Source organism: Micromonospora sp. NPDC051543, assembly GCF_044454415.1.
Lineage (GTDB): Bacteria > Actinomycetota > Actinomycetes > Mycobacteriales > Micromonosporaceae > Micromonospora.
In genome coordinates this window covers 77,315-100,192 of record NZ_JBITDT010000012.1, presented here as the reverse complement: position 1 = coordinate 100,192, position 22,878 = coordinate 77,315, and the positions used below count along the sequence as shown (strand labels likewise).

The window sequence follows — 22,878 nt, the reverse complement described above, 5'->3', positions numbered from 1 at the left end:
CCAGGCCGCCACGAGTCCAACACCTGAACCAGACTTGAGGTCAAGCTTTGGACGGTCAGGCGCCGGTGGACGGCCCGACGCCGGGGGATTCGACCAGCCGGGACAGCACGATGGTGCTGCGGGTGGACGTCACGAACGACTCGCCGCGCAGCCGCTCGAGGGCCGCCTCGAGGTGTGCGATGTCGGCGGCGCGCAGGTGCACCAGCGCGTCCGCCTCGCCGGAGACGGTGTACGCGCCGACCACCTCGGGGTGCCGACGGGCGGCCACGCCGATCTGCGCCGGGGTGGTCCGGCCGGCGCAGAACAGCTCGACGAACGCCTCGGTGGTCCAGCCGACGGCGGCCGGGTCGACGACGGCCGTGAATCCCCGGATGACGCCGGTGGCGCGCAGTCGGTCGACCCGACGCTTGACCGCCGGGGCGGAGAGTGACACCCGGGTGCCGATGTCGGCGTACGACGCGCGGGCGTCGGCGACAAGCAACGCAATGATCCGCTGGTCAACGGCGTCTATCTGCAACGTTCCGCCTCTGGGAAGCAATGGTTGTGGCTGTTACCAAAGTTCAACGATACCTACTCTTGGTGACCGTGAACCAGCAGCGAGTCCCGCGAAAGCGGACATATCTCATGTGCTCGCCCGAGCATTTCGCGGTCGAGTACGCGATCAATCCGTGGATGGACGTGACCACCCCGGTCGACCGGGACCTGGCCGTCAAGCAGTGGGACCGGCTGCGCGAGACGCTCGTCGGTCTCGGCCACGAGGTGCACCTGCTTCCGCCGGAGCCGGGGCTGCCCGACATGGTGTTCGCCGCCAACGGCGCCTTCGTGGTCGACGGCAGCGTCTACGGCGCGCGGTTCAAGCACGAGCAGCGCACCGCCGAGGCCGCCGCGCACCACGCGTTCTACGAGCAGCAGGGCTGGCGGTTCATCGCGCCGAGCGAGACCAACGAGGGCGAGGGCGACTTCGCGTACGTGCCGGAGGCGCACGGCGGTCTCATCCTGGCCGGGCACGGCTTCCGTACCGAGATCCCGGCGCACGCCGAGGCGCAGGAGGCGCTGGGTCGGCCGGTGGTGTCGTTGCGGCTGGTCGACCCGCGCTTCTACCACCTGGACGTGGCGCTCGCCGCCCTCGACGACGCGAACGTCGTCTACTTCCCCGGGGCGTTCTCCGCGGCCAGTCAGCGCGTCCTCACGCAGCTCTTCCCGGACGCGGTGATCGCCGACGACGAGGACGCGTTGGCCTTCGGGCTCAACCTCGTCAGCGATGGCGCGAACGTGGTGCTCAACAGCGAGGCCACCCGACTGGCGGGCAAGCTCAAGGCCGCCGGTTACACACCGGTACCGGTCGAGCTGGCCGAGCTGAAGAAGGGCGGCGGCAGCGTGAAGTGCTGCATCGCCGAACTGCGGCACTGACCCGAACGGCGCCGCGTACGGCAGGGGCCGGCCTCCCGTGGGAGGCCGGCCCCTGCTTCGCTCGTTGTGCGACAGGCTCTAGCCCAGCGTGGCCAGCTCGTTGATCAGCACGTTCGACATGACCTGACCGTCCTGCTGGACCTCCCGCAGGTACCACTTCTGCTGCGGGGTACGCGGCTGGTTGAACTGCCAGATGCCGCGCGGGCTGTCGATCTGGCCGATCTTGCCCAGCGCCAGGTTGACCTGCTGCGGGGTGGGCGCTCCGCCGGTCAGTTGGATGGCCTGGTCGAGCACCTGGGCCGCGTCGTACGACGCCATCGCGTAGGTCGTCGGCGTGCTCTGGTGCTTCTTGCGGTACGCCGAGGCGAAGACCCGGTTCGACGTGTTGTTGAGGTCGGCCGAGTAGTTCAGGGCGGTCTGGATGCCCAGCGCGTCCCGGTCCAGGCTGTCCAGCACGGCGCCCTCGGTGAGGAAGCCGGGGGCGTACACGGGCCCGGAGAACTGGTCGCGCAGCTGCTTGATGAACTCGACGGCGGCCGCACCCGCGAAGAAGCAGAACACGGCGGTCGGGTTCTTGCGCAGCGCCTTCTCGATGTCCGCCGCGTAGGTGGTCTTGCCCGGGTTCGGGGTGGGGCTGGTGTTGGTCACCGGGTCGGCGATGCGCGGGTCGGTGGCGCCGAACTCCTGCCGGAAGCCCCGCACGACGTCCGGGCTGCCCACGTTCTCGGGCATGATGATCGCGATCCGGCCGTTCGCCGGGAGCTGGTCGCGCAGGTAGCGGCCCAGCGCCCGCCCGGCCTCGTCCAGCACGTACGAGGTACGCCAGATGTAGACGACGCTCTGCAGGCTGCTCGGTGAGGCGTTCGACCCGATGAGCGGGACTCGGGCGTCCTCGATGGTGTCGCGGATACCCACCATCACCGACGAGTTGACCACGCCGGTGAGCGCCAGCACGTTCTGCTTGAGGAGCTGGTCGACGGCGGCCTTGCCGGTCTTGGCGGTCTCGCCCTCGTCGGCGGTGAGCAGCTCGACCGGGTGCCCACCCAGTTGTTGGTTGTGCAGGTCGAGGAAGAGCTGGAAGCCGTTGGTGATGTCGTCACCGATGGACTTGAACCCGCCGCCCTTCGGTGCGATCAGACCGATCTTGATCGGGTTCTTGGCGACGGTCGGCTGGTCGCCGGTGTCGGAGCCGCACGCGGTGGCGAATCCGGTCGTACCGAGCGCGGCCAACAGTTGGAGCGCCCGCCTGCGATTCATCTGCGACACCGAGTTCCCTTCCAGGAGCGTTGCAGGGCGAACAGCGCCCCTCCGGCGTTCTACCTGGTCGGCGACGCTGCGTCAATGGCTATAGATCATCGTGCAGGGACCGCAACACATCCCGCACCCGGGGCCAGGCCGTGGACTCCGGGTCGATCAGCCCGAAATGCTCGCATCCGGGCAGCTCGACAAGGGAAATATCGGATCCCACGGTACGAGCTGCCACCACGAAATCCCGGCTCATCGAGACCGGCACCTGTTCGTCAAGTGACCCATGCATCACTACAGTGCGTGTTGGGATCGGTACCAAAGATCGTGGATCGGCCGCCGCGTACCGGTCCGGCACATCCCCCGGACCACCACCGAGCAGCGCGGCCACCGCGCCGGAGTCCAGGTCCAGCCGGTACGCCTCGGCGAGATCGGCCACCGGGGCCAGGGCCAGCACCCCACCCACCGTCGACGGCGCGGTGGCCGCCGCGTACAACGCCAGGTGACCACCGGCGGAATGACCGATCAGGATCGGCGCGGCCCCGCTCACCCGACCTGGCAGCGCCTGCGCGACCAGCTCCGGCAGCGCCGCGATCCCGGCGAGGGCGTCGGTCAACGTGCCCGGCCAGCCACCGCCCGGTTGCCCGGTACGCCGGTACTCCAGTTGCGCCACCGGGTACCCGTCGGCCGCGAGCGCGGTGGCCAGTGGTCCGGTGTGCCGCCGGTCGTACTCGGCCCGCCAGAAGCCCCCGTGCACCACGACGACCAGCGGCCGGGCCGGCCCGGAACCGGCTGGGCGGCGAAGGTCGGCGATCTGGTCGGGGTGGTCGCCGTACGCCACCGTCCGGTCCGGCGCGGGCGCCGGCCGGGTCAGCACCGCGCGCGGGTCGGCAGACATGGCGCGACGGTAGCGCGCCCCGCCCGGGTGGTTCGGCCCAGGGGAGTCGGTCCCGGGCGGCATGGGCCGGACCTCCTGGGTAAAGATGGACCCCATGACCGCTGAGCAGAACGACCAGCCCGGCCCCGACGACTCCGGCCACTCCGGCACCGTGGTGGTGGTCGGCCCGGACGGGCGGCCGATCGGCACCGTGCAGGCCGAGGAGGGCCACGGTGAGGACCCGACCCGCCTGGTCGAGCAGCCGGCCAAGGTGATGCGGATCGGCAGCATGATCAAGCAGCTGCTGGAGGAGGTCAAGGCCGCCCCGCTGGACGACGCCAGCCGGCACCGGATGCGGGAGATCCACGAACGCTCGATCGTCGAGCTCAAGGAGGGTCTCGCACCCGAGCTGCGCGACGAGTTGGAGCGGATCTCGCTGCCCTTCACCGAGGACAAGGCGCCCAGCGAGAGCGAGCTGCGCATCGCGCACGCCCAGCTCGTCGGCTGGCTGGAGGGCCTGTTCCACGGCATCCAGGCCGCCCTGGTCGCCCAGCAGATGGCCGCCCGCGTGCAGCTTGAGCAGATGCGCGGCGGCCGGCAGGCACTGCCGAGCGGCCCCGCCGGGGTCGTCCCCGGCATGCCGGGCATCGGCCAGCCGGGCGGCGGTGAGGGTCACAACACCGGCCAGTACCTCTGACCGGTCACTGGACCCCGAAGACCTTCTCCAGGTACGCGGCCACGCCGTCCTCGGAGTTCGAGCCGGTCACCTCGTCGGCGACCGCGAGGACGGCGGGGTGCGCGTTGGCCACCGCCACGCCGCGCCCCGCCCAGCTCAGCATCGGTACGTCGTTCGGCATGTCGCCGAAGGCGACCACGTCCGCCGCGGCCACGCCGAGCCGGTCGCAGTACCAGTCGAGCCCGGCCGCCTTGGTCACCCCCGCCGCGGAGATCTCCACCAGCCCCGAGGACGACGAGTGCGTCGCCTCGGCCAACCCTTGCAGCGCCCTGGCGATCAGCGCCGCGAACGCGTCCGGGTCCTGCTCGCCGGCCCGCGCGAGGAGCTTCACCGCCGGCACGGAGAGCAACTCCTCCGGCGTCTCGATCGGCCGGATGGCGTCGGCGTCGGCATCCCAGCGCAGCGGGTAGTCCGCCTCGTGACGCATCTCCCGGCTGTCCAGGATCTCCACGGCGAAGCTGATGCCGGGCACCTCGGCGCGCAGCCGCCGGGCCACCTCCACCAGGTGCTGTGGCGCGAGCGGGTCGGCCCGTAGCACCTCGTCGTTGAACGGGTCGTAGACCACGGCGCCGTTGGCGCAGACCGCCGGCAGAGGCTCGGCCAGCTGGTCGTACACCATCTTGAGCCAGCGGACCGGGCGGCCGGTGACCAGCACGACCGGCGTGCCTCGCGCGGAGATCCGCGCGAGCACGTCGGCGGTGTGCGAGCTGACCGTGTGGTCGTCGCGGATCAGCGTGCCGTCGATGTCCGTGGCTACCAGCCGGGGTGTCTCTCCCATCATCGGGAGAGTAGTCGGTCCAGATACACCGCGACTCCGTCGTCATCGTTCCGCAGGGTCACCTCGTCGGCGGCCGCGCGGACGTCGGGGTGAGCGTTGGCGACCGCCACCCGCGACCAGCCGGCCCACTCGAACATCGGCAGGTCGTTGGGCATGTCGCCGAAGACCAGCACGTCGGCCGGGTCGACCCCGAGCGTCTGCGCCACGACGGTCAGCCCGGTCGCCTTGTCCACCCCGGGCGGGCAGATCTCGATGAAACCGAGCCCAGCCTGGGTGAGCGTGGCGACCTGCGGCTCGACGATCCGGCGGGCCACCGCCAGCAGTTCGTCCACGTGGTGGTCGGCGGTTCTGGCGAACGCCTTGAGCACGTCACAGGAGAGGCACTCGTCGCGGGTGCGCGCCTCGAACCGGTCCTGGTACGGCCAGCTCGGGTGGTAGTCACCCCAGAGCGGGGCGTCGTGCTCGTCGGACGCCTCGACCATCACGGTCAGCGGGCCGACCTCCGCCTCCAGGTCGGCGAGCAACCGGGCCAGCACCTCGGCGGGCAGGCGCTCGTCGCGCAGCACCACCGGGCCGGCCGGGTCGCTCTGGTCGACCACACGTCCGCCGCCGGCCATCACCAGGAAGTCGGCGGCGCGGATGTCGTTGCGGGTCAGCTCGGTCAGGCGAGGGCCGCGTCCGGTCGCGCCGACCACCGGAATACCGGCGGCCCGCACCCGGTCGAGCACCCCGTGGGTGTACGCGGAGACGGTGTCGTCGCTGCGGACGAGTGTTCCGTCGAGGTCGGTCGCGATCAGCTTGGGCAGTCCCGGGCGGGTCATCGTTCCTCCTTCGCCCACCGCCGTCGCAGCCAGCCGTGCGGTCCTGGTCGAGACCCGGCGTGACGGCGGGCAGCAACCGTACCTCGCGGAAAGGGTCGCAACCATGGCTTCCCGGCGAATCGGGCACCAACGCACGGCACCCGACAGGTGTCCAACCCCGCCCCCGCGCCCCCGCGCCCCCGCCCCTCGCCCCTCGCCCCTCGCCCCTCGCCCCCTCGCCCCCGCGCCCTCGCCTCGCCGATCTTGCACTTTCGGTGGTTGTTTTGTGGGCTTACGCGACTTATGTGACGACAGAAGCCGCAAGATCGGCGCGGTGGTGGGGTGGGGTCAGGGGTCAGGGGTCGGGGTTCAGGTGGGGTTTTCGGGGCGGGCGAAGGGGGTGGCTGGTTCCACCGTCAGGTCGGCGGGGGCGGGTAGGCCGTCGTCGAGTGGGCCCGGGTCCGGGCGGCGACGCCAGGACCGCATCGCGGGTACGTCGGCGGCCCGGGCGTCGTCGTCAGCCGACCCCGCCGACGCGTCGGTCGGTACGGCCCCCGCCAGTCGCAGAGCGGCGGCGAAGAGGACGCACGCGACGAACGCCAGCACGAGACCGCGGCCGTACTCGACTCGGAACTCTTCCTCGGGCGAGTAGAGAAGGGCCCGCTCACCGGTGTCGTCGAGCGTCGCGAAAGCGGCGACCAGCAACGCCAGGAGCGCGCCGGCCAGCGTGAGCCCGACCAGCCGCGCGTTCGTACGGACCGCCGCCGTGCCCCCCAGCGCCAGGGCCACGGCGCAGGCCAGGCCGAGCAGACCGGCGAGATAGGCGACCCCGAAGCCGCCGATCTCGGACACGCTGGCGGGCACCTCGATCGTGTTGGGCCCCTCGGGCCCGCCGCTCGGCACGGTCGTCAACAGCCACTCGCCGATCATCGACGCGATCCCGGCGACCGCGCCGAGGCCGGCCAGCAGCAGCGGCAGGCGAGGATCACGGGTCAGGCCGACCAGGGGATTACCGAACCGGCGTGCCCGCGCGGGCTCGTCGGCGCCCCACTCGATCACAGCCGGCGCGTCGGGCGAGTCTCCCTGGCGCGGAACGGGCAGATCCTCGGGCATCGGCCATCCCTCCGCCGGTCGCGGGCCTGCGTCGAATCATGGCACAGCCCCCGGTCGTAGCGCTGCCGTCGACACCGCGCGCCCGCCCACGTCCGCCGCGCCGTCGATCACGGTGACGGGAATCGCAGGGCGGTCGTCGGTGCCGGTCGGTCGCCCGCAGGTCACGTATCCGCTAGCGTTCTCAACATGCCAATCCGTACCGCTTCCGCACAATGGCAGGGCAATCTCACCGAGGGTTCCGGCACCGTCCGCACCGGTAAGGGCGGGTTGTCCGGCAACTACTCCTTCAAGTCCCGGTTCGAGGAGGGCGAGGGCACCAACCCCGAGGAGCTGATCGCCGCCGCGCACGCGGGCTGCTTCTCGATGGCGTTCTCGAAGGCCCTCGCCGACGCCGGCACCACGCCCACCTCGGTCGAGACCACCGCCAAGGTCCACCTGGACAAGACCGACGCCGGGTTCAGCGTGACCCGGATCGACCTCGAGACCGTCGGCCAGGTGCCCGGGGTCGACGAGGCGGAGTTCCAGAAGCTCGCCGAGGCCGCCAAGGCCAACTGTCCCATCTCCCGCCTGCTCTCGCCGGGCGCCGAGATCACCCTCACCGCCCGCCTGGCCGCCTGACCCGGCGACCCGCACACGTGGACCCCGGCCCGGGTCGCCGAGCGCGACCCGGCCGACCGGTCCCGTGTCGGGCAGAATGAACGTCGTGCCGGTGGAGATGACTCGCGAGCGCTTCGAGGAGCTGGTCGCTGACGCCCTCGACGAGGTGCCCGAGGAGCTTCTCGGCCTGATGAGCAACGTGGTGATCCTCGTCGAGGACGACCCGCCGCCGGGTGAATCCGACCTGCTCGGCCTCTACGAGGGGCACGCGCTCACCAACCGGGGCTGGGACTACTCCGGTGTGCTGCCGGACCGGATCTTCATCTACCGCCACCCGATCCTGCGGATCTGCGACAACGACGAGGACGTCATCGACGAGGTGGCGGTGACCGTGGTGCACGAGATCGCCCACCACTTCGGCATCGACGACGAGCGGCTGCACGCCCTGGGCTGGGGCTGACTCGCCCGTCGCTGAACCGATCGCCTCCGGTTGCCGTGGTCACCTACGGTCGATGCAGCGACCGCGACCATTTCAGGAGGCACCTTTCATGCGCAGCGAGCTGTTCTCGGCGGAGAATCTGGAGAAGGAGTCGGCGCAGGCGGGCATGCGTCTGCAGAACTCCAAGATGTTGAAGATCGAGCTCAACGGCGAGGCGATGGCCCGGGTCGGCTCGATGGTCGCCTACCAGGGCAACGTGCAGTTCCAGGCCCTGGGCTCGGGCGGCCTCGGCAAGTTCCTCAAGCAGAAGCTCACCGGCGAGGGCGTCCCGCTGATGAAGGTCACCGGCCAGGGTGACGTCTTCCTCGCCGAACTGGCCAAGGACGTCCACATCATCGACCTGGAGCCGGGCGACGCGCTCTCCATCAACGGCTCCAGCGTGCTCGCCTTCGACTCGACCCTGCAGTACGACATCAGGATGGTCGGCGGCGCCGGCATGGCCTCCTCGTCCGGGCTGTTCAACTGCGTGTTCAGCGGGTACGGCCGGATCGCCATCACGACCAAGGGCACCCCCGTGGTGCTCAACGTGGACGCCCCGACGTACGTCGACCCGCAGGCCGCCGTCTGCTGGTCGGCCAACCTCCAGACCGGCTACCACCGTGCCGAGCAGCTCGGTCTCGGCACGCTGCTCGGTCGGCGCACCGGCGAGTCGTTCACCATGAGCTTCGCCGGGCAGGGCTTCGTGGTGGTGCAGCCGTCCGAGGAGCCGCCGGTCATGGGCAGCGGTCAGCAGCAGCAGGAGGGTGGCCTGCTCGGCGGTCTGCTGAGCTGAGCGTCGACCCGGGTGGGGCGCGCTCCGGAGCACCCCACCCCCAGGGCCCCGGCGCTCGGCCCGGTCAGCTCATCTCGCCGGTGCGCAGCCGGGCCAGCCAGGCCGCCGCGTCGGCGTAGTCGACGTCCGACAGGCCGGCCGGCGCGGGCACCCGCCGCTCGCCGGCCTCGACCCAACGGTGTCGGGGATAGGACCCGAGGAAACGGACCTCCGCGCACACCCGGCGCAGCCCCTGCAACGCCTCACCCAGGCGTACGTCGGCCACGTGCCCGGTGCAGTCGAGGAAGAAGACGTACCGGCCCAGCGCCTCACCGGTCGGGCGGGACTCGATCCGGGTCAGGTTCACCCCCCGTACGGCCAGCTCGACCAGCACCGACAGCAGCGCGCCCACCCGGTCGTGAGCGATGTAGACGGCCAGTGAGGTGAGGTCGTCGCCACTCGGCGGTGGGGGTGGCCCGGGACGGGAGACCAGCACGAACCGGGTCACCGCGTCGGGGTGGTCGGCGATCTTCTCGGCGAGCAGCGCGAGCCGGTGCCGGGCCGCCCCGATGGGCGCGCAGATCGCCGCGTCGTACTCGCCGGACCCGGCGCCGGCGGCCGCCGCGCCGTTGGAGAGGACATCGACGACCGTCGCATCAGGCAGGTGGTCACGCAGCCAGCCCCGGCACTGGGTGGACGCCTGCGGGTGTGCCGCGATGGAGCGGACGGCCGACAGCGCGGTGCCCGTCCGGGCGGCGAGCACGAACTCCACCGGCAGGACCACCTCGCGGGTGATCACCAGCGGCTCCCCCTCGACGATCTCGTCGAGGGTGACGCCGACCGCCCCGCCGATCGAGTTCTCCAGCGGTACGAGCGCCGCGTCGGCCTCTCCGGCCCGGATGCTGTCGAGCGCCTCCCCGACGCTGCGAGCCGGCGTACGGGAGCCGTGTTCGGCCGCCGGGATGGTGCGCAGGGCCTGCTCGGCGAAGGTGCCCTCGGGGCCGAGGTAGACGTAGCGCGTAGGTGGTGTTCCGGGCATGCCGCCCAGACTACGCACCCGGTCCGACCGCTGGAGATGGATCACAGGCGAGCGTACGGATTCCGGCCGGCCCGGTGGCCCGGACCTCGATGGTGCACACGTCGGTGCCGGCCGTGACCAGTTGCAGAGCCGTCGGCCCGCCCTGGGTGACGACCTGAAGCTCCTCGTGCCCGGTCACCTCCAGCACGGTGTACTGCCAGTCTCCGGCGCACAACGGGCCGGTGCGGACGCGGACCCGGACGTTGTCCGGGAGCACCGAGGCCTGTCCGCGCAGCAACTGCACCACCCGCTGCCCGGTCGGGCCGTTCCGGCAGGTCGTCGCCACCAGGCCCGGCTCCGGGGTGGCCGCGCCGGTGGCGGGCGGCGGTGCGGTCGGTGCGGTCGAGGGGGTGCCCGTCGCGACGTCGGTCGGGCCGGACGGCCTGGGGCTGCTGGCTCCGGTGGGCACGCCGGTCGGGTCACGCAGTTCCGGAGGTGCTCCGCAGCCGGTCAGCGCTCCGATGGTGAGGAGCGTCAGCAGCGCCGCCCACGCGGGCGCGGTGGGGGCGGACGGGCGGCGGGGTGGGCTGAACGGCACGGGCCGGTCCTCGGGACATCGGGATACGTCGCGGCCGGGGTGGCCGAGCCCATCGTAGGGCGAGCGGTCGGCCGGGTGAAGCTCAGCCGAGGACGCGGTGTCCGGCGCGCTCCAACGCGGTCGTGCCCTCGGTCAGTCGGACGGCCGGCAGCAGCACGTAGTCGGTGTCGAAGGTGGAGAAGGTGACCACGCTGACCCGGGCCGCGGCGAGTGGGTCCACGAGCGCCGCGAGTGTGCCGGTGCCATCCGTGCCCGCCGGACCGGCGACGCGGAGGCAGCGCCAGATGGTCTCCACCACGGCCTCGTCGGGCAACCGTTCGGCCGGGCAGATCACCGAGATCCCGTCGGCGGTCCAGCTCACCGTGACCACGTCGGCGCGACCCAGCCCGCTCGACAACTCTTCCGGCAGGGTGGTGCCGCCACCCAGCCGGCACACGGCGTACTCACCCGGCAGCAGAGTGATATCGAGCATGAGGGCACCCTACGGCGTGGAACCGAGCCCGTCCGGGCATCGCCGCGTGCGGCGAACACCACACCGCGCCGCAGGTCAGACCTCGGAGAAGAAGGTGAGCGAGCCTGCGACGGCGCCGTCGGAGAGCACCGGCGTGGAGATCGCGTCGACCGTCGCGTCAGGCCCGCCGCCGGAGGCGGCCTGCACCCGCAGCAGGCCCCGGGCGAGGCGGCCGGAGGAGAGCGCAAGCAGGGGCGGAATCTTGTCGATCTCGGCCTCGGTCAGCTCGCCCCGGTTCGCGGTGAAGTCGAGCAGGCGAAGGCCGCCGTCGAGAAGTGGACGCCCGATCAGGCCGGCGGGCTCGCCCAGGCAGAGCAGCGCGCAGCCGGCGGTGGAGATGGCCACCACACGGGTGTCGGCGTCGATCAGCAGGCAGGGCTCGTCCGCCCGCCCGACCGTCGAGGACCACTGGCCGACATTGTCGAACTCAGACTCTGTCGAGGCTCGGGCCGAGGGCACGAACACTTCTGAGAGCGAGAGTTCGACGTGGGCCACCGCGCCTCCTATGTACAACGACGGACTGTCCACGCTAGCCGGTCAACGACGGATTCACCGAGCGAGCCGGGTCACCGCGCCGCAGCGGAGGACCCCCGGGCGGCCGGCGACGGCGCGGGAGCCGGTGGGTAGGTGGGGGACCGGGGCCGCGTGGCGTCGCCGGTGACGTTACCGGCGGTGGGCCGCCTTGTCAGCGGCCGTTCGGCCCTCCTCGTACCACCGGTAGTCGGCCGATGGACGGTACGTGCCGTTCAGCCAGGTGCTCGGGTGCTGTGCCACCCGTGCCAGCTTCTCGGCCGTGGTCGGGCTGATCCGGTTGCCACCGGCCACGAGGAGCCGGTCCAGCTCCCGGTGGGTGGCCATCAGACAGTCCTTCGGGAGGCCGTAGACGCTGATCACGCCGGAACCCACGAAGGTCAGCACGGGCGTCACCGGGATGGTCAGCCCCACCGCGTCGGAGAGGGCCTTGCTGGCCCGCTTGGCGTCCCGGCGGGCCTCGGTCACGTACGGCGGCCGCTTCCCGTTGATCTGCACGACGTCCCCGGCGACGAGCACCCGGGCCCGGCCGTGGTCGGCGATGGTCACCGCGAACAGGCCGCTCGGCCCGATGGCGAGGAAACCGGCGCGGTCGTCCTGAGCGCGGTCGAGCAGGACGTCCGCCACATCGGTACGGGGCCACTCGATGACGTGCCAGGACGGCCCGAGGTGGTCGAGTTGACCGAGCGCCCGCGCGCCGGCCGCCTCCAGCCGACGGGCACCTCGCTCGGCACGGCGGCGTCGGGCCCACTCGAGCGGTGTGGGGCGGACCGGTTCGAGAGCCCCCGGCGCCTCGACGCGGGGGTGGGGCACCGCGATGGGCGGCAGTGCCCGTGCGGTCGGTGCGGCTCGTCGTGCGGGAAAGACAGTCATCGCGACCTCCGGCAAAAGGTCCCTCGAAGTTATGTCCTCACTACCCTACGTTGCCACTGTGGGTGTTCGGCAAGCCGGAGCGCCGGAGTGACTGTGGATGAATGCCATATTCATCCACAGTTCTTTTCTCGGATGCCGCCAAACCCTGCCCTACGCTGCGGGGGTGACCCACTACGTCGACAGTGAAGTCGGCCGGCTCGGCACTGTCCTGCTGCACCGGCCCGGCCCGGAACTGGCCCGGCTCACCCCGCGCAACAACGACTCGCTCCTGTTCGACGCGATCCCCTGGGTCGGCCGCGCCCAGGAGGAACACGACGCCTTCGCTGCCGCGCTGCGCGAGCGCGGGGTCGAAGTGCTCTACCTGGCTACCCTGCTGGCCGAGACGCTGGCCGTCGAGGACGCCCGAGCCGAACTGACCGAGCAGGTGCTGCGCTCGCGCCGCCTCGGCGACACGCTCCGCGCCCGGGTCGCCGACCACCTCGCCTACCTGGACCCGGCCGCGCTGGCCGACGTGCTGACCGCCGGGCTGGCCCACGAGGAGCTGCGGATCAGCTCGGAGCGGCCGGGCGGTCTCGTCTACACCCTGATGGACCGGCACGACTTCGTCATCGACCCGCTGCCCAACCTGCTCTTCACCCGGGACTCGTCGCTGTGGATCGGCGACCGGGTCGGCGTCACCAGCCTCGCCATGCCGGCCCGCCGCCGGGAGACCACCCTGACCGACGCCATCTACCGGTACCACCCCCGGTTCGCCGGCACCGAGTTCGTCTACCGTCCCGACCTGGAACACCTGGAGGGCGGGGACGTGCTGCTGCTCGCACCCGGCGTGCTGGCCGTCGGCGTGGGTGAGCGGACCACCCCGGCGGGCGCGGAACGCCTCGGCCGGCAGGTCTTCGCCGCCGGCCTGGCCCACACCATCCTGGTGGTGCCGATCGCCCAGAAACGCGCCACGATGCACCTGGACACCGTCTGCACGATGGTCGACGTCGACGCCGTCCTGATGTATCCGAACATCGCCAGCACGCTCTCGGCGTACACCGTCATCGCCGGCGCGGACGGCGAGGACCCACGGGTGGACGGCCCGGCGCCCTTCCTGCGAGCCGCCGCCGACGCGATGGACCTGGACCAGCTCCGGGTCATCGACACCGGCCTGGACCCGGTCACCGCGGAACGCGAGCAGTGGGACGACGGCAACAACACCCTCGCCCTCGCGCCCCGGCTGTGCGTCGGTTATGAGCGCAATACGGAGACCAACGCGCAGTTGGAGCGGGCCGGCATCGAGATCATCCCGATCGCCGGGTCGGAGTTGGGCTCCGGCCGGGGCGGCCCGCGCTGCATGTCCTGCCCGATCGTCCGCGCTCCGCTGCCCGCGCGCGGCTGAACCGGGCCACCCGCTGCCCGCGCGGCTGAACCGGGCTACCCGCTGCCCGTGCGCACCCGCTGCCCGTGCACGGCGAGACGGGCAGCGGGACCGGGTCAGCGCAGGGTGAGCTGGCGGCCGAGCAGCCCCTGGCGGGCCCGCCGGCCGGCGGCGTCCAACGCCTCGGTGGTGGCGAGAGCCTCCGCGTACCGCTTGGCGAACTGCGCCACCGGGTCCTCCCACTCGCTCGCCGGAGTGTCCTCGGGAAGGTCCCAGACGGGTACGAGCCGGCCGTGGGCGCGGAACATCCCGGCGAACTTGGTCTGGTCGCCGAGCGTCAGCGTGCCGGCCGCGCCGAGCCGGGCCAGTGCGTCGAGGGCGGCGTCCTCGTCGTCCGGCAGTACCCAGCGCACGTGCGCCTTCTCGGGGACCTGGCACCAGTACGCGGCCTTCGCGGAGGTCATCCGCACGGTCGGGTAGATGGCGGCGTTCGCCCGCTCCAGGGACGCCTGGACGCTCGGGTCGTCGGTCGCGCCGGGATCGAGCCAGAACTCGAACCCGTCGTGCATGCTGATCTCCAGCGGGCCGTCCACGAGGATGTCCTGGAGTCGCGGCCCGGGGCCGGGCAGCGGCGGCACGGACACCTGACCGCCCGGCTCGGTGCGCAGCGCGCTGAGGAGCGCCTCGGCCAGGTCCCGGGAGACATCGCCGGACTGCTGGTGACGCTGCAGACCGATGAGCACCTGGCCGTCCGGCTTGCTCACCGCCGGCGCGGCCATCGGCAGGACCGTGGCCAGGGTCGCCGACCGGTCTCCGAACTCCTCGACCAGGGCGGGCGCCAGTCGCAGCGGGGCGGACGCGGCGGGCACCAGCTCGCGCAGCGCGATCCACTCGGGCTCGTCCACCAGACCCTCGAAGGGACGCGGCACGAAGACGTCCCGCACCTTCTCCCGACGGGGAGTGGTGTCGGTGGCTGCTCGCTGGCTCTTTCGACGCTTGCTCACGGCGTCACAGCCTAGAGCCCTCGGCCCCGTGCCGTGGCCCGGACCCGCCACCGGGGCCAGGGCCTGTGTCAGAAGAACCGCCCGGACTCCGCCTCGGCTCGACCGCCCTGATGGAACCGGCCTAGTTCGCCGCGACCAGTCGGGGAGTGGGGTCGAACTCCGCCCAGACGCGCTGGCCCATGCCGTCCCGCTCGACGCCCCAGCGGGTCGCCAGGCCGGCCACGATGTGCAGGCCCCGCCCGTCCGCCGCGTCGAGGCCGGCGGTGCGGATCCGTGGGCCGGTGGCCGCGCCGCCGTCGGTCACCCGCAACTGGATCCGTGGGCCGTCGGCGGACGGCCGCAGCCGCCAGGCCACCCGGACCACGCCGCCGGGCAACGGGTGGGCGTGCCGGACCGAGTTGCCCACCAGTTCGGCGAGCACCGCGATCAGATCGGCGAGGAGCGCCGGGGGCACGACGTCCGCCAGGTCGTCGGCGAGCCGATGCCGGGCCAGTCGTGCGCCGGCGGGGTGGTGGGGAACCACCACGCACCACGCCCGATCTCTCGCCGCCGTCGCCACCGTCGCCTCCACGTCGCGCCCCGCAGGTCAACCGCGCGGTAGCCGCACCTCTGCGACCGTACCGCCGTCGGTCCTCGGACGTAGGGATACCCATCCATTCTGTTGTTCAACGATCCGGCGGACGAGATAGAGGCCCAGCCCCGCTCCGGGGTAGCCGCGCCGGTCACCGGACTCGCCCTGCCAGAACCGGTCGAACGCCCGTTCCACGTGCTCCGGCCGGATGCTGATGCCGCGGTCGCTCACCCGGAACGCGACCAACTGACCGTCGACCCCGGCCGTGATCTCGATCGGGGAGCCCGGCGGCGAGTACTTTCCGGCGTTGGTCACCAGCTCGGTCAGGACGGTGGCCAGGCTGGGACGGTGGCCGAGCGCCTTGGGCAGGTCGACGGGCAGGCGGAGCGTCAGTCGGTGCCGCAGCTCCGCCGGCAGGTCCACGACCGCCGCGCGCAGCGCCGCACCGAGGTCGAACGGGGTGGGCGGTTCGTCCGCGGGCCCCGTCTCGGCCGCCGAGGAGAGCAGCCGGTCGACCAGCCGGGCCAGCTCGTTGGCGCGCTGCCCGATCACCCGGGCGGCCTGTCGCCGGTCGCCGTCGGTCAGCGACTCCCAGTGGTCGGTGAGGGTGTCCGCGTACCCCTTGATGACGGTGACCGGCGTGCGTAGCTCGTGGCTGGTCACCGCGACGAACAGCTCCCGGTCGTGATCGCGGCGCTGCTGGTCGGTGATGTCGCGGAAGGTGACCACCCGCAGCGCGCCCGGGCCGGGCAGGTCGCCGGAGGTGATGCGCAGCCAGCGCCCGTCCGGCAGCCGGTGGTCGCGGACCTGGCCGGCGGGCGGCAGCGGGAGCGGCAACGGCCGGTTCAGGGCCTGGTCCGTCGAGCAGCCGGTGACCTGGACGGCGGCCGGGTTCCACAGTCGGACGTGCCCGTCCCGGTCGACCACCGCCAGCCCGTCGGCGAGCGCCGCCACCACCGGCCCGTCGCCGTGCACCGGCAGTCCGCTCTGGTCGCCGTACATGTGCGCGACGCACGAGGCCAGATACTCGATGGCCCCCTGCTGTTCGGCGCCCGGCTCGTCATCGCCCGGATAGAGGGCGTGCAGGCTGCCGACAGTGTGACCGCCGATCTCGGCTCGGGACACCACCATCCGGTGCAGGCCGCTGCCGGCCAGTTCGGCGGCGAGCTTGCCGCTCAGATCGGTCACCCGGACCTGGCTCACCCGGGGGCCGGAGAGCAGGCGGACCGTGTCCGGGTCGTCCGCCGCGAGCGGGCGGCCGAGCGCCCACTCCGCCGCGCCGGTGGCCGCGATCACCCGACCGCCGGTCGGACCGAACTCGACGAACGCCATCCCGCTCGCGCGCAGCGCCGGTTGGGTCATCCGGAGGAGTTGGGTGAGGACCGGCAGGCCCGCGTCCCCCGCATTGATCATCTCGATCACGACGGTGTGGCCGGCGAGAAGAGCGGGGAAGTCGATACGCTCCGGCATGTGCCGAGTCTGCCCCGCCGGCCCGGCTTTCGGCACCCCCGGTTGTCGCACAGGCGTCGGCTCGCTCGCCTCGACAGGCCCGTTCAGCGGTCCCGCCGAGCCAGGACGTGCGCCGGTCGGTCCGTGATGATCCCGTCCACCTCTCCGGCCAGCACCAGCTCCACGTCGGCCGGCTCGTTGACCGTCCAGACGTACACCTGGTTGCCGGCGGCGCGCAGCGCGGGCAGCAGGTGCGGGCGGGCCCGGAGCAGGCCGATGCCCGGGCCGGCGATGCGGGCGCCGAACGGCAGCCGGCCCAGCCGCAGCCAGGGTGGAAGCACCTCCAGCAGCAGCACCGTGGGCAGCGCCGGGGCCAACTCCCGGATCCGGCGTACGGCCAGCGGCGAGAACGACATGACGGTCACCTGGACCGGAGCGTCCGGTGCCGGATCGGCCAGCCCGTACTGCCGCAGCAGGTCGACCAGCCGCCGCTCCACCAGCGAGCCGAAGCGGGACGGATGCTTCGTCTCCACGAGCAGCCGGACTGGCCGCCCGGCGGCGAGCACCGCGTCGAGCAGCCGGGCCAGGGTCAACAGCCGGGTGTGCGACTCGTCCGGCGGCAGGTCACCGCTCGGCGCGCCGGCCGGATGCCACGAGCCGAAGTCCAGCGCGTCCAACTCGGCGAGAGTCCGTGCGCTGACCAGCCCGCGACCGTTGCTCGTTCGGTCCAGCCGCCGGTCGTGTACGCAGACCAGATGACCGTCCCGGGTCAGCCGGACGTCGCACTCCAGCCCGTCGGCCCCCTCGTCGAGGGCGCGCAGGTACGCGGCGAGGGTGTGCTCCGGAAGGTCGTACGAGGCCCCGCGGTGCGCGAAGACCAGTGGCCCGCCCATGCCGGCCGCCTCAGATGACCTGGCCGGGCTGCCCGTTCGCGTCGACCACTGGCCGGCCGACCGCTGCCCACTGGCGCATCCCGCCGTCGGCGTTGCGTACCTGCCCCCAGCCGTTGTTGATCAGGTAGGCGACGACCTGGGCGGATCGTCCACCGGAGCGGCAGATGACGGCCACGTCCCGGTCGGTCGGCACCTCGGCCAGCCGCGCGGGCAGCTCCATCATCGGCAGGTGGTGGGCGGTGGGGGCGTGGCCGGCCGCCCATTCGTCGGCCTCCCGCACGTCGAGCAGGTAGGTGTCGTCGGCGATCTCGGTCACGGGCACGGTGGGAACCTGGGGTCCGAACACAGGAAGCAACACTAGATCCTCGGGGGCCGGATCGGCACCGACCCGGCCGTCGCCACGGTCACAACCGGGTCACCCAGCGCGGGTTGGCCTGTGCCCAGTCCGGTACGCGGGTGCCCCGGACCGCTTCGAACAGCCCGTTGCCACCGTTGTCGAGCACCACGTACGAGACCTGGTCGATGGTCTGCGGGGACGAGGGCACCTGGACGCCGCGCATTCCGTCGGGCGGCAGCGCGCGGAGCGCGAGGAGCAGATCCTCAAGGGGTACGCCGTTGGTGTCGACGGTCAACGAGCCGCCGACCGCCCGGAGCACCTGGTCCAGCTTCACGGGATTGGTGCGCAGGTCGGCGTCGCCGGCGCTGTCCAGCATCGCCCGCAGGAGTTGCTGCTGGTGGCGCTGCCGGTCGTAGTCGCCCCCGGGCAGGTCGTAGCGCTGCCGTACGTAGTCCAGCGCCTGTGCCCCGTCCATCCGCTGGCAGCCGGTCCGGAAGAGCCGGTTGGTGTGGATCGAGCGCACCTCGGTGTCGACGCACATCTGCACCCCGCCCAGGAGGTCGATCACCTTCCGGAAGCCGGAGAAGTCGATCAGGGCGGCGCCGTCGAACCGGATGCCGGTGAGCCGGTTCAGGGTGGTGGAGAGCAGTCGGGCGCCGGCCGATCCGCCGCCACCGTGCTCGTACGCGGCGTTGATCTTGTCAGGGCCGCCGCCGAAGCCGTTCGCCGGCGGGATGGCGACCAGCAGGTCACGCGGGATGGAGACCAGGTACGCCGCGCGCCGCCCGGCGGGTACGTGCACGATGAGGATGGTGTCGGAGCGCTGGTCCGGCTCGCTGCTGCCGGCGCGTTTGTCGGTGCCGATCAGGAGGTAGTTGAGCGCCCCGTCCAGGTCGGTCCGGTCGCTGCGGGCGTCGGCGTCGAGCAACTGCTCCTTGGTGACCGTGCGGTCGTACCGGTGGGTCAGTGTCTTCAGGCCCACCACCGCGAGCCCGGCCAGCAGGACGAGGGCCAGTCCGATGCCGAGCAGGAGGCGTGGCCAGCGATTGCGGCGCGACCCGGCCGGGTGTGCCCGACCGGCCGCGTTCCGTCCCCACCTGGACGTGACCGCCTCCCCGCAGCCGATACGTGAACCTTGCTCACGTCAGGCTACGGTCAGTGACGGGACGGTCGCCGGGCTTTGCGCGACTTGGCCACGCCCGGCCGTCACTTCCGGCCGGAGATCACCTCGGGGTGGGTGAAGACGAACTCGGCGAGCTTGTCCTGCTTGAGCGCCTCGAACATCGCCATCGTCTCCGCGTTCAACGCCTCACGGTTGTTGCCGTTGCCGTTGAAGCTGCCGTTGTTGGTCTTCAACATGGTCAGCTCGTTCGCGGTCACGCCACGCATGGTGAAGATGAAGTTCTCGATCGGCACGCCGCCGGTGTCCAGGACGAAAGCCTTGCCGGCCGCCTTGATCAACGAGTTCATCTTGGCCGGGTTGGTCAGCATGCCGCCGTCGGTGGCCTTGCGCGCCATCGCCTTGATCAGTTGCTGCTGGTTCTGCTGCCGGTCGTAGTCGCCGCCGGGGAGGCCGTACCGCTGCCGGGCGTAGTCGAGGGCGGCCCAGCCCTCCATCTCCTTGCAGCCCTTCTTGTGCACCACCGGGGTCATCGTCTTGCCGGTCTTCTTGGCGTCGGCGTTCCACATCGGCTTGCCGTCGACGAACGACATGTGGTGCGACTTGACCTCGTGGCTGACGCAGATCTTGACCGTGCCCAGCGTGTCGATGACGTTCTTGAAGCCACCGAAGTTGATGATCGCCGCACCGTCGAAGCTGACGCCGGTGAGGCGCTTGATCGTCTGGGCCATCAACTGGGCGCCACCCTCCCAGCCGCCGCCGTTGCGGGCGCCGGCCTGGAAGGCAGCGTTGATCTTGTCGGTGCCGCCGGCGAAGCCGCTCTTCTTGAAGGGCGGGATCTGCGCCTCGGTGTCCCGGGGAATCGAGATCAGGTACGCCTGGTCGTGCGAGGCCGGGATGTGCAGGATGATGATGCTGTCCGACCGGACGTCGTCGGCGGCCCACCGCTCCCGGGCGTCCACACCGAGCAGCAGCATGTCGATCGGCCCGTCCAGGCTCGCGCCACCCTCGGCGTCGGTCTTGCCGGCGTCGCCGAGCAGGTTGCGCTGGGCGATGTCGCCGGTGGCCTGACCGACCAGCACCTTCGTGCCGACGATCGCCACCCCGCTGCTGAGCATCAGCACCGCACCGAAGATCACGGTCAGGCGGGCCCAGAGCGGATCCTTGCGCCGGGGCCGCTTCTTCGCCGGCCCCTTGCCGCCTGTCCGGCTGTCGCCATCGCCCGGCGGACGACCGCCCGGACCACCGCCCGACCGGCCGGGCTGCACCGGGATGGACGCGCCGATCCGGCCGCTCGGCGCGGCGGATCCGGTGGACGAAGGGCGACGGCTGGCCTGAACCGGCATTCGTGCTCCAGCTCGTGATCAGGAGGGGGCGGCCCCACTGTACGTACATCAATTCGACTTTGCGAGTTCATCTGGACTCAATTGGGACGACAGGTTCCGTCAACCGTGCGATCGGTCGTACTCGATCACCGAAACGGTGAGTGCGTCTCACAATGGGTTGATCGCCGTCGCCCCCGCGCGCTCAGCCGCCGTCGGAGTTCTTCGGCGGATTGGCCTTCACCCAGTCCGCCATCGTGTCCGCCGACATGGCCTTGTACATCGCCAGCGCCTTCTCCCGGTCCGAGACCACCACCGACTCGCCGTTGATCGTGTCGCTGCCCGAGTTCGGGCTGGTCAGGAACGTGAGGTTCTCACCGCGCAGGCTCCGGAACTGCACTGCCATATCGGTCAACGAGAAGCCCTGGTCGACGGTCACCGCCGCGGTCACCGACTTGAGGAAGTCGTTGAGCTTCTTCGGGTTCGCCAGGGTGCCGGTGCTGGCCGCCTTGTCCATCAGCGCCCGCAGGAAGTCCTGCTGGTGCCGCATGCGGGCGAAGTCGCCGTCCGGGAACTGCTTGCGCTGCCGGATCCAGTCCAGCGCCTCCGCGCCGTCCATGTGGTTGGTGCCCTTGGTGAACGTCCGGTACGGCTTGTGGATCGAGGTGATCGTCCGCTCCACCTTCAGGTCCACCCCGCCGAGGGCGTCGGTGACCTCCTTGAACCCGCCGAAGTCGATCGCCATGACGTGGTCGATCCGGACGTCGCTGAAGCATTCGACGGTACGGACGGCCAGCGGCAGGCCACCGAAGGCGAACGCCGCGTTGATCTTCGCGCGCCGGCCGGAGCCGCAGTCCGCGCCCGCGCTCTCCGGGATCGGCACGTACAGGTCGCGCGGGATGGAGACCAGGTACGCCTCCTTATGGTCGGCCGGGATGTGCATCACGATGATGGTGTCGGCCCGCCACTGGCTCTTGGTGTCGACGGGCGCGTCCGGGTCCCGGGAGTCGCTGCCGACCAGCAGGATGTTCAACGCGCCGTCGACCGGCTTCGCCGGCCGGCCGCCGGTGATCTCCGCGAAGGGATCGGTGCGGGCCAGGTCGTTGTTGAGGTTGCGCGCGTACAGCCACGCGCCCAGGCCGCCGAGCAGCGCCAACACCAGCACCGCGATGCCCGCCACCAGGCCGATCCGCCCCCAGCGTGGGCGGGGACCACGCCGTCCCGACCCGCCGGCGCCACCCGACCCGCCCGGTCCCGTCGGCCCCGCCGGGCCGCCCGGGCCGACCTGCCGATCGTCGTACGACGGGTAGAAGCGCGCCTCGGCCGGACGCGCACGTCCGGAGGCGCCCCGGTCGGGGCCGGGCACCGAGGCGCGTCCGGCGCTGCGGTGCAGGTACGGCTGGGGAACGCCGGCAGAGGTCGCTGACATGCAAATCAGGGTACGTAGCGGGAGCCACTACCGCCCTCAGGTGACACTCAGCGATCGGCGGTCCGCCCCGAGCCGGTTACCCTAGCCGCGCCCGAAAGTACTCGATCGTGCGTCGCAGGCCGTCTTCGGGCGTCACAGCCGGCTCGTATCCGAGCAGCTCACGGGCGAGGGTCAGGTCGGGGCGGCGCATCTCCGGGTCGTCCGCGCTGCGCGTGATGTACGTCACCTCCGAGCTGCTGTCGGAGAGCGACACGATCAACTCGGCGAGTTGACGCATGGACATCTCGTGCTCGGTACCGCAGTTGACCGGGCCGGTCTCGGTCGAGTCGAGCAGCAGCAGGATGCCCCGAACCAGGTCCTCGACGAAGCAGATCGACCGGGTCTGGTTGCCGGTGCCGTGCACGGTGATCGGCTCGTCGCGCAGCGCCTGGGAGATGAAGGTCGGGATGGCGCGACCGTCGTCCGGGCGCATCCGCGGACCGTACGTGTTGAAGATCCGCACGATCGCGGCGTCCAGCCCCCGGTACCGGTGGTACGCCATGGTGGCCGCCTCGGAGAAGCGCTTCGCCTCGTCGTAGACGCTGCGGACGCCGATGGGGTTGACGTTGCCCCAGTAGGTCTCGCGCTGCGGGTGCTCCTTCGGGTCGCCGTACGCCTCGCTCGTGGAGGCCATCAGGAACCGGGCGCCGTCGGCGACCGCGCGGTCGAGCAGGTGCAGGGTGCCCACCGAGCCGACCCGGAGGATCTCCACCGGAAGCTGGGCGAAGTCGGTGGGGCTGGCCGGCGAGGCCATGTGCAGGATCGCGTCGAAGCGCTCGGTCAGCGCCGGGTGGTGCGTCGGCAGACCGTCGGAGATGTCCGCCTCGACCAGGGTGAAGGTTGGCCGGTCCAGCAGGTGGGCGACGTTCTCCTTGGAACCGGTGACGAAGTTGTCCAGGGCCACCACCGTGCAGCCCCGGGCGATCAGGGAGTCGACCAGGTGCGACGGGACGAAACCGGCGCCGCCGGTGACGAGAACGCGGTGACCGGAACCGAAGCGCTCAGCAACCTTCATGC

26 protein-coding genes are annotated in these 22,878 nt (G+C 71.6%); 6 read left to right on the top strand and 20 right to left on the bottom strand.

Annotated features, from left to right (window positions below; all coding sequences use genetic code 11):
• Positions 1–55: 55 nt before the first annotated feature.
• Positions 56–517, bottom strand: coding sequence for an Lrp/AsnC family transcriptional regulator (locus ACIA3K_RS22470; RefSeq protein WP_396803440.1), 462 nt, complete (start codon positions 515–517; stop codon positions 56–58).
• A gap of 59 nt (positions 518–576) precedes the next feature.
• On the opposite strand from ACIA3K_RS22470, the gene ddaH reads away from it, so the two are divergent.
• Positions 577–1,410: a dimethylargininase gene (ddaH, locus tag ACIA3K_RS22465; protein WP_396803438.1), complete on the top strand. Its 834-nt coding sequence runs from the start codon at positions 577–579 to the stop codon at positions 1,408–1,410.
• Between the two features lie 78 nt (positions 1,411–1,488).
• On the opposite strand, the gene ACIA3K_RS22460 is transcribed toward ddaH, so the two are convergent.
• Together ACIA3K_RS22460 and ACIA3K_RS22455 are read right to left on the bottom strand one after the other, a co-directional pair.
• On the bottom strand, positions 1,489–2,676 hold the full coding sequence (locus ACIA3K_RS22460; protein WP_396803436.1) for an ABC transporter substrate-binding protein: 1,188 nt from the start codon (positions 2,674–2,676) through the stop codon (positions 1,489–1,491).
• A gap of 79 nt (positions 2,677–2,755) precedes the next feature.
• A complete protein-coding gene (locus tag ACIA3K_RS22455) occupies positions 2,756–3,553 on the bottom strand; it encodes an alpha/beta hydrolase family protein (RefSeq protein ID WP_396803434.1) in 798 nt (265 codons plus the stop codon).
• 61 nt (positions 3,554–3,614) lie between these two features.
• Between ACIA3K_RS22455 and ACIA3K_RS22450 the strand changes: the two genes are divergently transcribed.
• Entirely contained in the window at positions 3,615–4,229 is a 615-nt protein-coding gene (locus ACIA3K_RS22450; protein ID WP_396803432.1) for a bacterial proteasome activator family protein, read from the top strand.
• A gap of 4 nt (positions 4,230–4,233) precedes the next feature.
• On the opposite strand, the gene ACIA3K_RS22445 is transcribed toward ACIA3K_RS22450, so the two are convergent.
• From ACIA3K_RS22445 to ACIA3K_RS22435, 3 genes are all read right to left on the bottom strand, one after another.
• Positions 4,234–5,046, bottom strand: coding sequence for a Cof-type HAD-IIB family hydrolase (locus ACIA3K_RS22445; RefSeq protein WP_396803430.1), 813 nt, complete (start codon positions 5,044–5,046; stop codon positions 4,234–4,236).
• Positions 5,046–5,867 carry an HAD hydrolase family protein gene (locus ACIA3K_RS22440; protein ID WP_355048642.1) on the bottom strand — a complete coding sequence of 274 codons (822 nt, stop codon included), beginning with the start codon at positions 5,865–5,867 and terminating at the stop codon, positions 5,046–5,048. The genes ACIA3K_RS22445 and ACIA3K_RS22440 overlap by 1 nt, the downstream gene beginning before the upstream one ends.
• Positions 5,868–6,215: 348 nt before the next feature.
• On the bottom strand, positions 6,216–6,959 hold the full coding sequence (locus ACIA3K_RS22435; RefSeq protein WP_396803428.1) for a hypothetical protein: 744 nt from the start codon (positions 6,957–6,959) through the stop codon (positions 6,216–6,218).
• Between the two features lie 186 nt (positions 6,960–7,145).
• On the opposite strand from ACIA3K_RS22435, the gene ACIA3K_RS22430 reads away from it, so the two are divergent.
• From ACIA3K_RS22430 to ACIA3K_RS22420, 3 genes are all read left to right on the top strand, one after another.
• Positions 7,146–7,577: an OsmC family protein gene (locus tag ACIA3K_RS22430; RefSeq protein ID WP_355048644.1), complete on the top strand. Its 432-nt coding sequence runs from the start codon at positions 7,146–7,148 to the stop codon at positions 7,575–7,577.
• A 91-nt stretch (positions 7,578–7,668) separates the two neighbouring features.
• Positions 7,669–8,016: a metallopeptidase family protein gene (locus ACIA3K_RS22425; protein ID WP_396803677.1), complete on the top strand. Its 348-nt coding sequence runs from the start codon at positions 7,669–7,671 to the stop codon at positions 8,014–8,016.
• A gap of 88 nt (positions 8,017–8,104) precedes the next feature.
• On the top strand, positions 8,105–8,827 hold the full coding sequence (locus ACIA3K_RS22420) for an AIM24 family protein (RefSeq protein ID WP_234582643.1): 723 nt from the start codon (positions 8,105–8,107) through the stop codon (positions 8,825–8,827).
• A 64-nt stretch (positions 8,828–8,891) separates the two neighbouring features.
• Here the strand turns inward: ACIA3K_RS22420 and pheA are convergent, their stop codons facing one another.
• The 5 genes from pheA to ACIA3K_RS22395 all read right to left on the bottom strand — a co-directional run bounded on the left by pheA (position 8,892) and on the right by ACIA3K_RS22395 (position 12,337).
• A complete protein-coding gene (gene pheA, locus ACIA3K_RS22415; RefSeq protein WP_396803425.1) occupies positions 8,892–9,845 on the bottom strand; it encodes a prephenate dehydratase in 954 nt (317 codons plus the stop codon).
• Between the two features lie 10 nt (positions 9,846–9,855).
• A complete protein-coding gene (locus ACIA3K_RS22410) occupies positions 9,856–10,422 on the bottom strand; it encodes a hypothetical protein (RefSeq protein ID WP_396803423.1) in 567 nt (188 codons plus the stop codon).
• An 82-nt stretch (positions 10,423–10,504) separates the two neighbouring features.
• The gene (locus tag ACIA3K_RS22405; RefSeq protein WP_396803421.1) at positions 10,505–10,894 is read right to left on the bottom strand and encodes an ACT domain-containing protein; all 390 of its coding nucleotides are present in this window, start codon (positions 10,892–10,894) and stop codon (positions 10,505–10,507) included.
• Between the two features lie 75 nt (positions 10,895–10,969).
• Complete coding sequence (locus tag ACIA3K_RS22400) at positions 10,970–11,428, bottom strand: hypothetical protein (RefSeq protein WP_357131480.1); 459 nt, start codon at positions 11,426–11,428, stop codon at positions 10,970–10,972.
• Positions 11,429–11,596: 168 nt separating this feature from the next.
• Positions 11,597–12,337, bottom strand: a complete 741-nt coding sequence (locus ACIA3K_RS22395) for a hypothetical protein (RefSeq protein WP_396803419.1) — start codon at positions 12,335–12,337, stop codon at positions 11,597–11,599.
• Positions 12,338–12,500: 163 nt separating this feature from the next.
• Between ACIA3K_RS22395 and ACIA3K_RS22390 the strand changes: the two genes are divergently transcribed.
• Positions 12,501–13,718, top strand: coding sequence for an arginine deiminase (locus ACIA3K_RS22390; RefSeq protein ID WP_396803417.1), 1,218 nt, complete (start codon positions 12,501–12,503; stop codon positions 13,716–13,718).
• 95 nt (positions 13,719–13,813) lie between these two features.
• On the opposite strand, the gene ACIA3K_RS22385 is transcribed toward ACIA3K_RS22390, so the two are convergent.
• From ACIA3K_RS22385 to ACIA3K_RS22345, 9 genes are all read right to left on the bottom strand, one after another.
• Positions 13,814–14,701, bottom strand: coding sequence for a DUF5926 family protein (locus tag ACIA3K_RS22385; protein WP_396803415.1), 888 nt, complete (start codon positions 14,699–14,701; stop codon positions 13,814–13,816).
• A gap of 121 nt (positions 14,702–14,822) precedes the next feature.
• Positions 14,823–15,227: an ATP-binding protein gene (locus ACIA3K_RS22380; protein ID WP_396803675.1), complete on the bottom strand. Its 405-nt coding sequence runs from the start codon at positions 15,225–15,227 to the stop codon at positions 14,823–14,825.
• Between the two features lie 60 nt (positions 15,228–15,287).
• Positions 15,288–16,742 (bottom strand): ATP-binding protein, encoded by a 1,455-nt coding sequence (locus ACIA3K_RS22375; protein WP_396803413.1) that lies wholly within the window; start codon positions 16,740–16,742, stop codon positions 15,288–15,290.
• Between the two features lie 83 nt (positions 16,743–16,825).
• Complete coding sequence (locus tag ACIA3K_RS22370) at positions 16,826–17,614, bottom strand: glycerophosphodiester phosphodiesterase (RefSeq protein WP_396803411.1); 789 nt, start codon at positions 17,612–17,614, stop codon at positions 16,826–16,828.
• Between the two features lie 10 nt (positions 17,615–17,624).
• A complete protein-coding gene (locus tag ACIA3K_RS22365; protein ID WP_355048654.1) occupies positions 17,625–17,960 on the bottom strand; it encodes a rhodanese-like domain-containing protein in 336 nt (111 codons plus the stop codon).
• Between the two features lie 58 nt (positions 17,961–18,018).
• A complete protein-coding gene (locus ACIA3K_RS22360) occupies positions 18,019–18,936 on the bottom strand; it encodes an LCP family protein (RefSeq protein WP_396803409.1) in 918 nt (305 codons plus the stop codon).
• 221 nt (positions 18,937–19,157) lie between these two features.
• Positions 19,158–20,417, bottom strand: coding sequence for an LCP family protein (locus ACIA3K_RS22355; protein WP_396803407.1), 1,260 nt, complete (start codon positions 20,415–20,417; stop codon positions 19,158–19,160).
• Positions 20,418–20,598: 181 nt separating this feature from the next.
• Positions 20,599–21,822 carry an LCP family protein gene (locus tag ACIA3K_RS22350; protein ID WP_396803406.1) on the bottom strand — a complete coding sequence of 408 codons (1,224 nt, stop codon included), beginning with the start codon at positions 21,820–21,822 and terminating at the stop codon, positions 20,599–20,601.
• 76 nt (positions 21,823–21,898) lie between these two features.
• The gene (locus ACIA3K_RS22345) at positions 21,899–22,876 is read right to left on the bottom strand and encodes an NAD-dependent epimerase/dehydratase family protein (RefSeq protein WP_355048658.1); all 978 of its coding nucleotides are present in this window, start codon (positions 22,874–22,876) and stop codon (positions 21,899–21,901) included.
• Positions 22,877–22,878 lie beyond the last annotated feature (2 nt).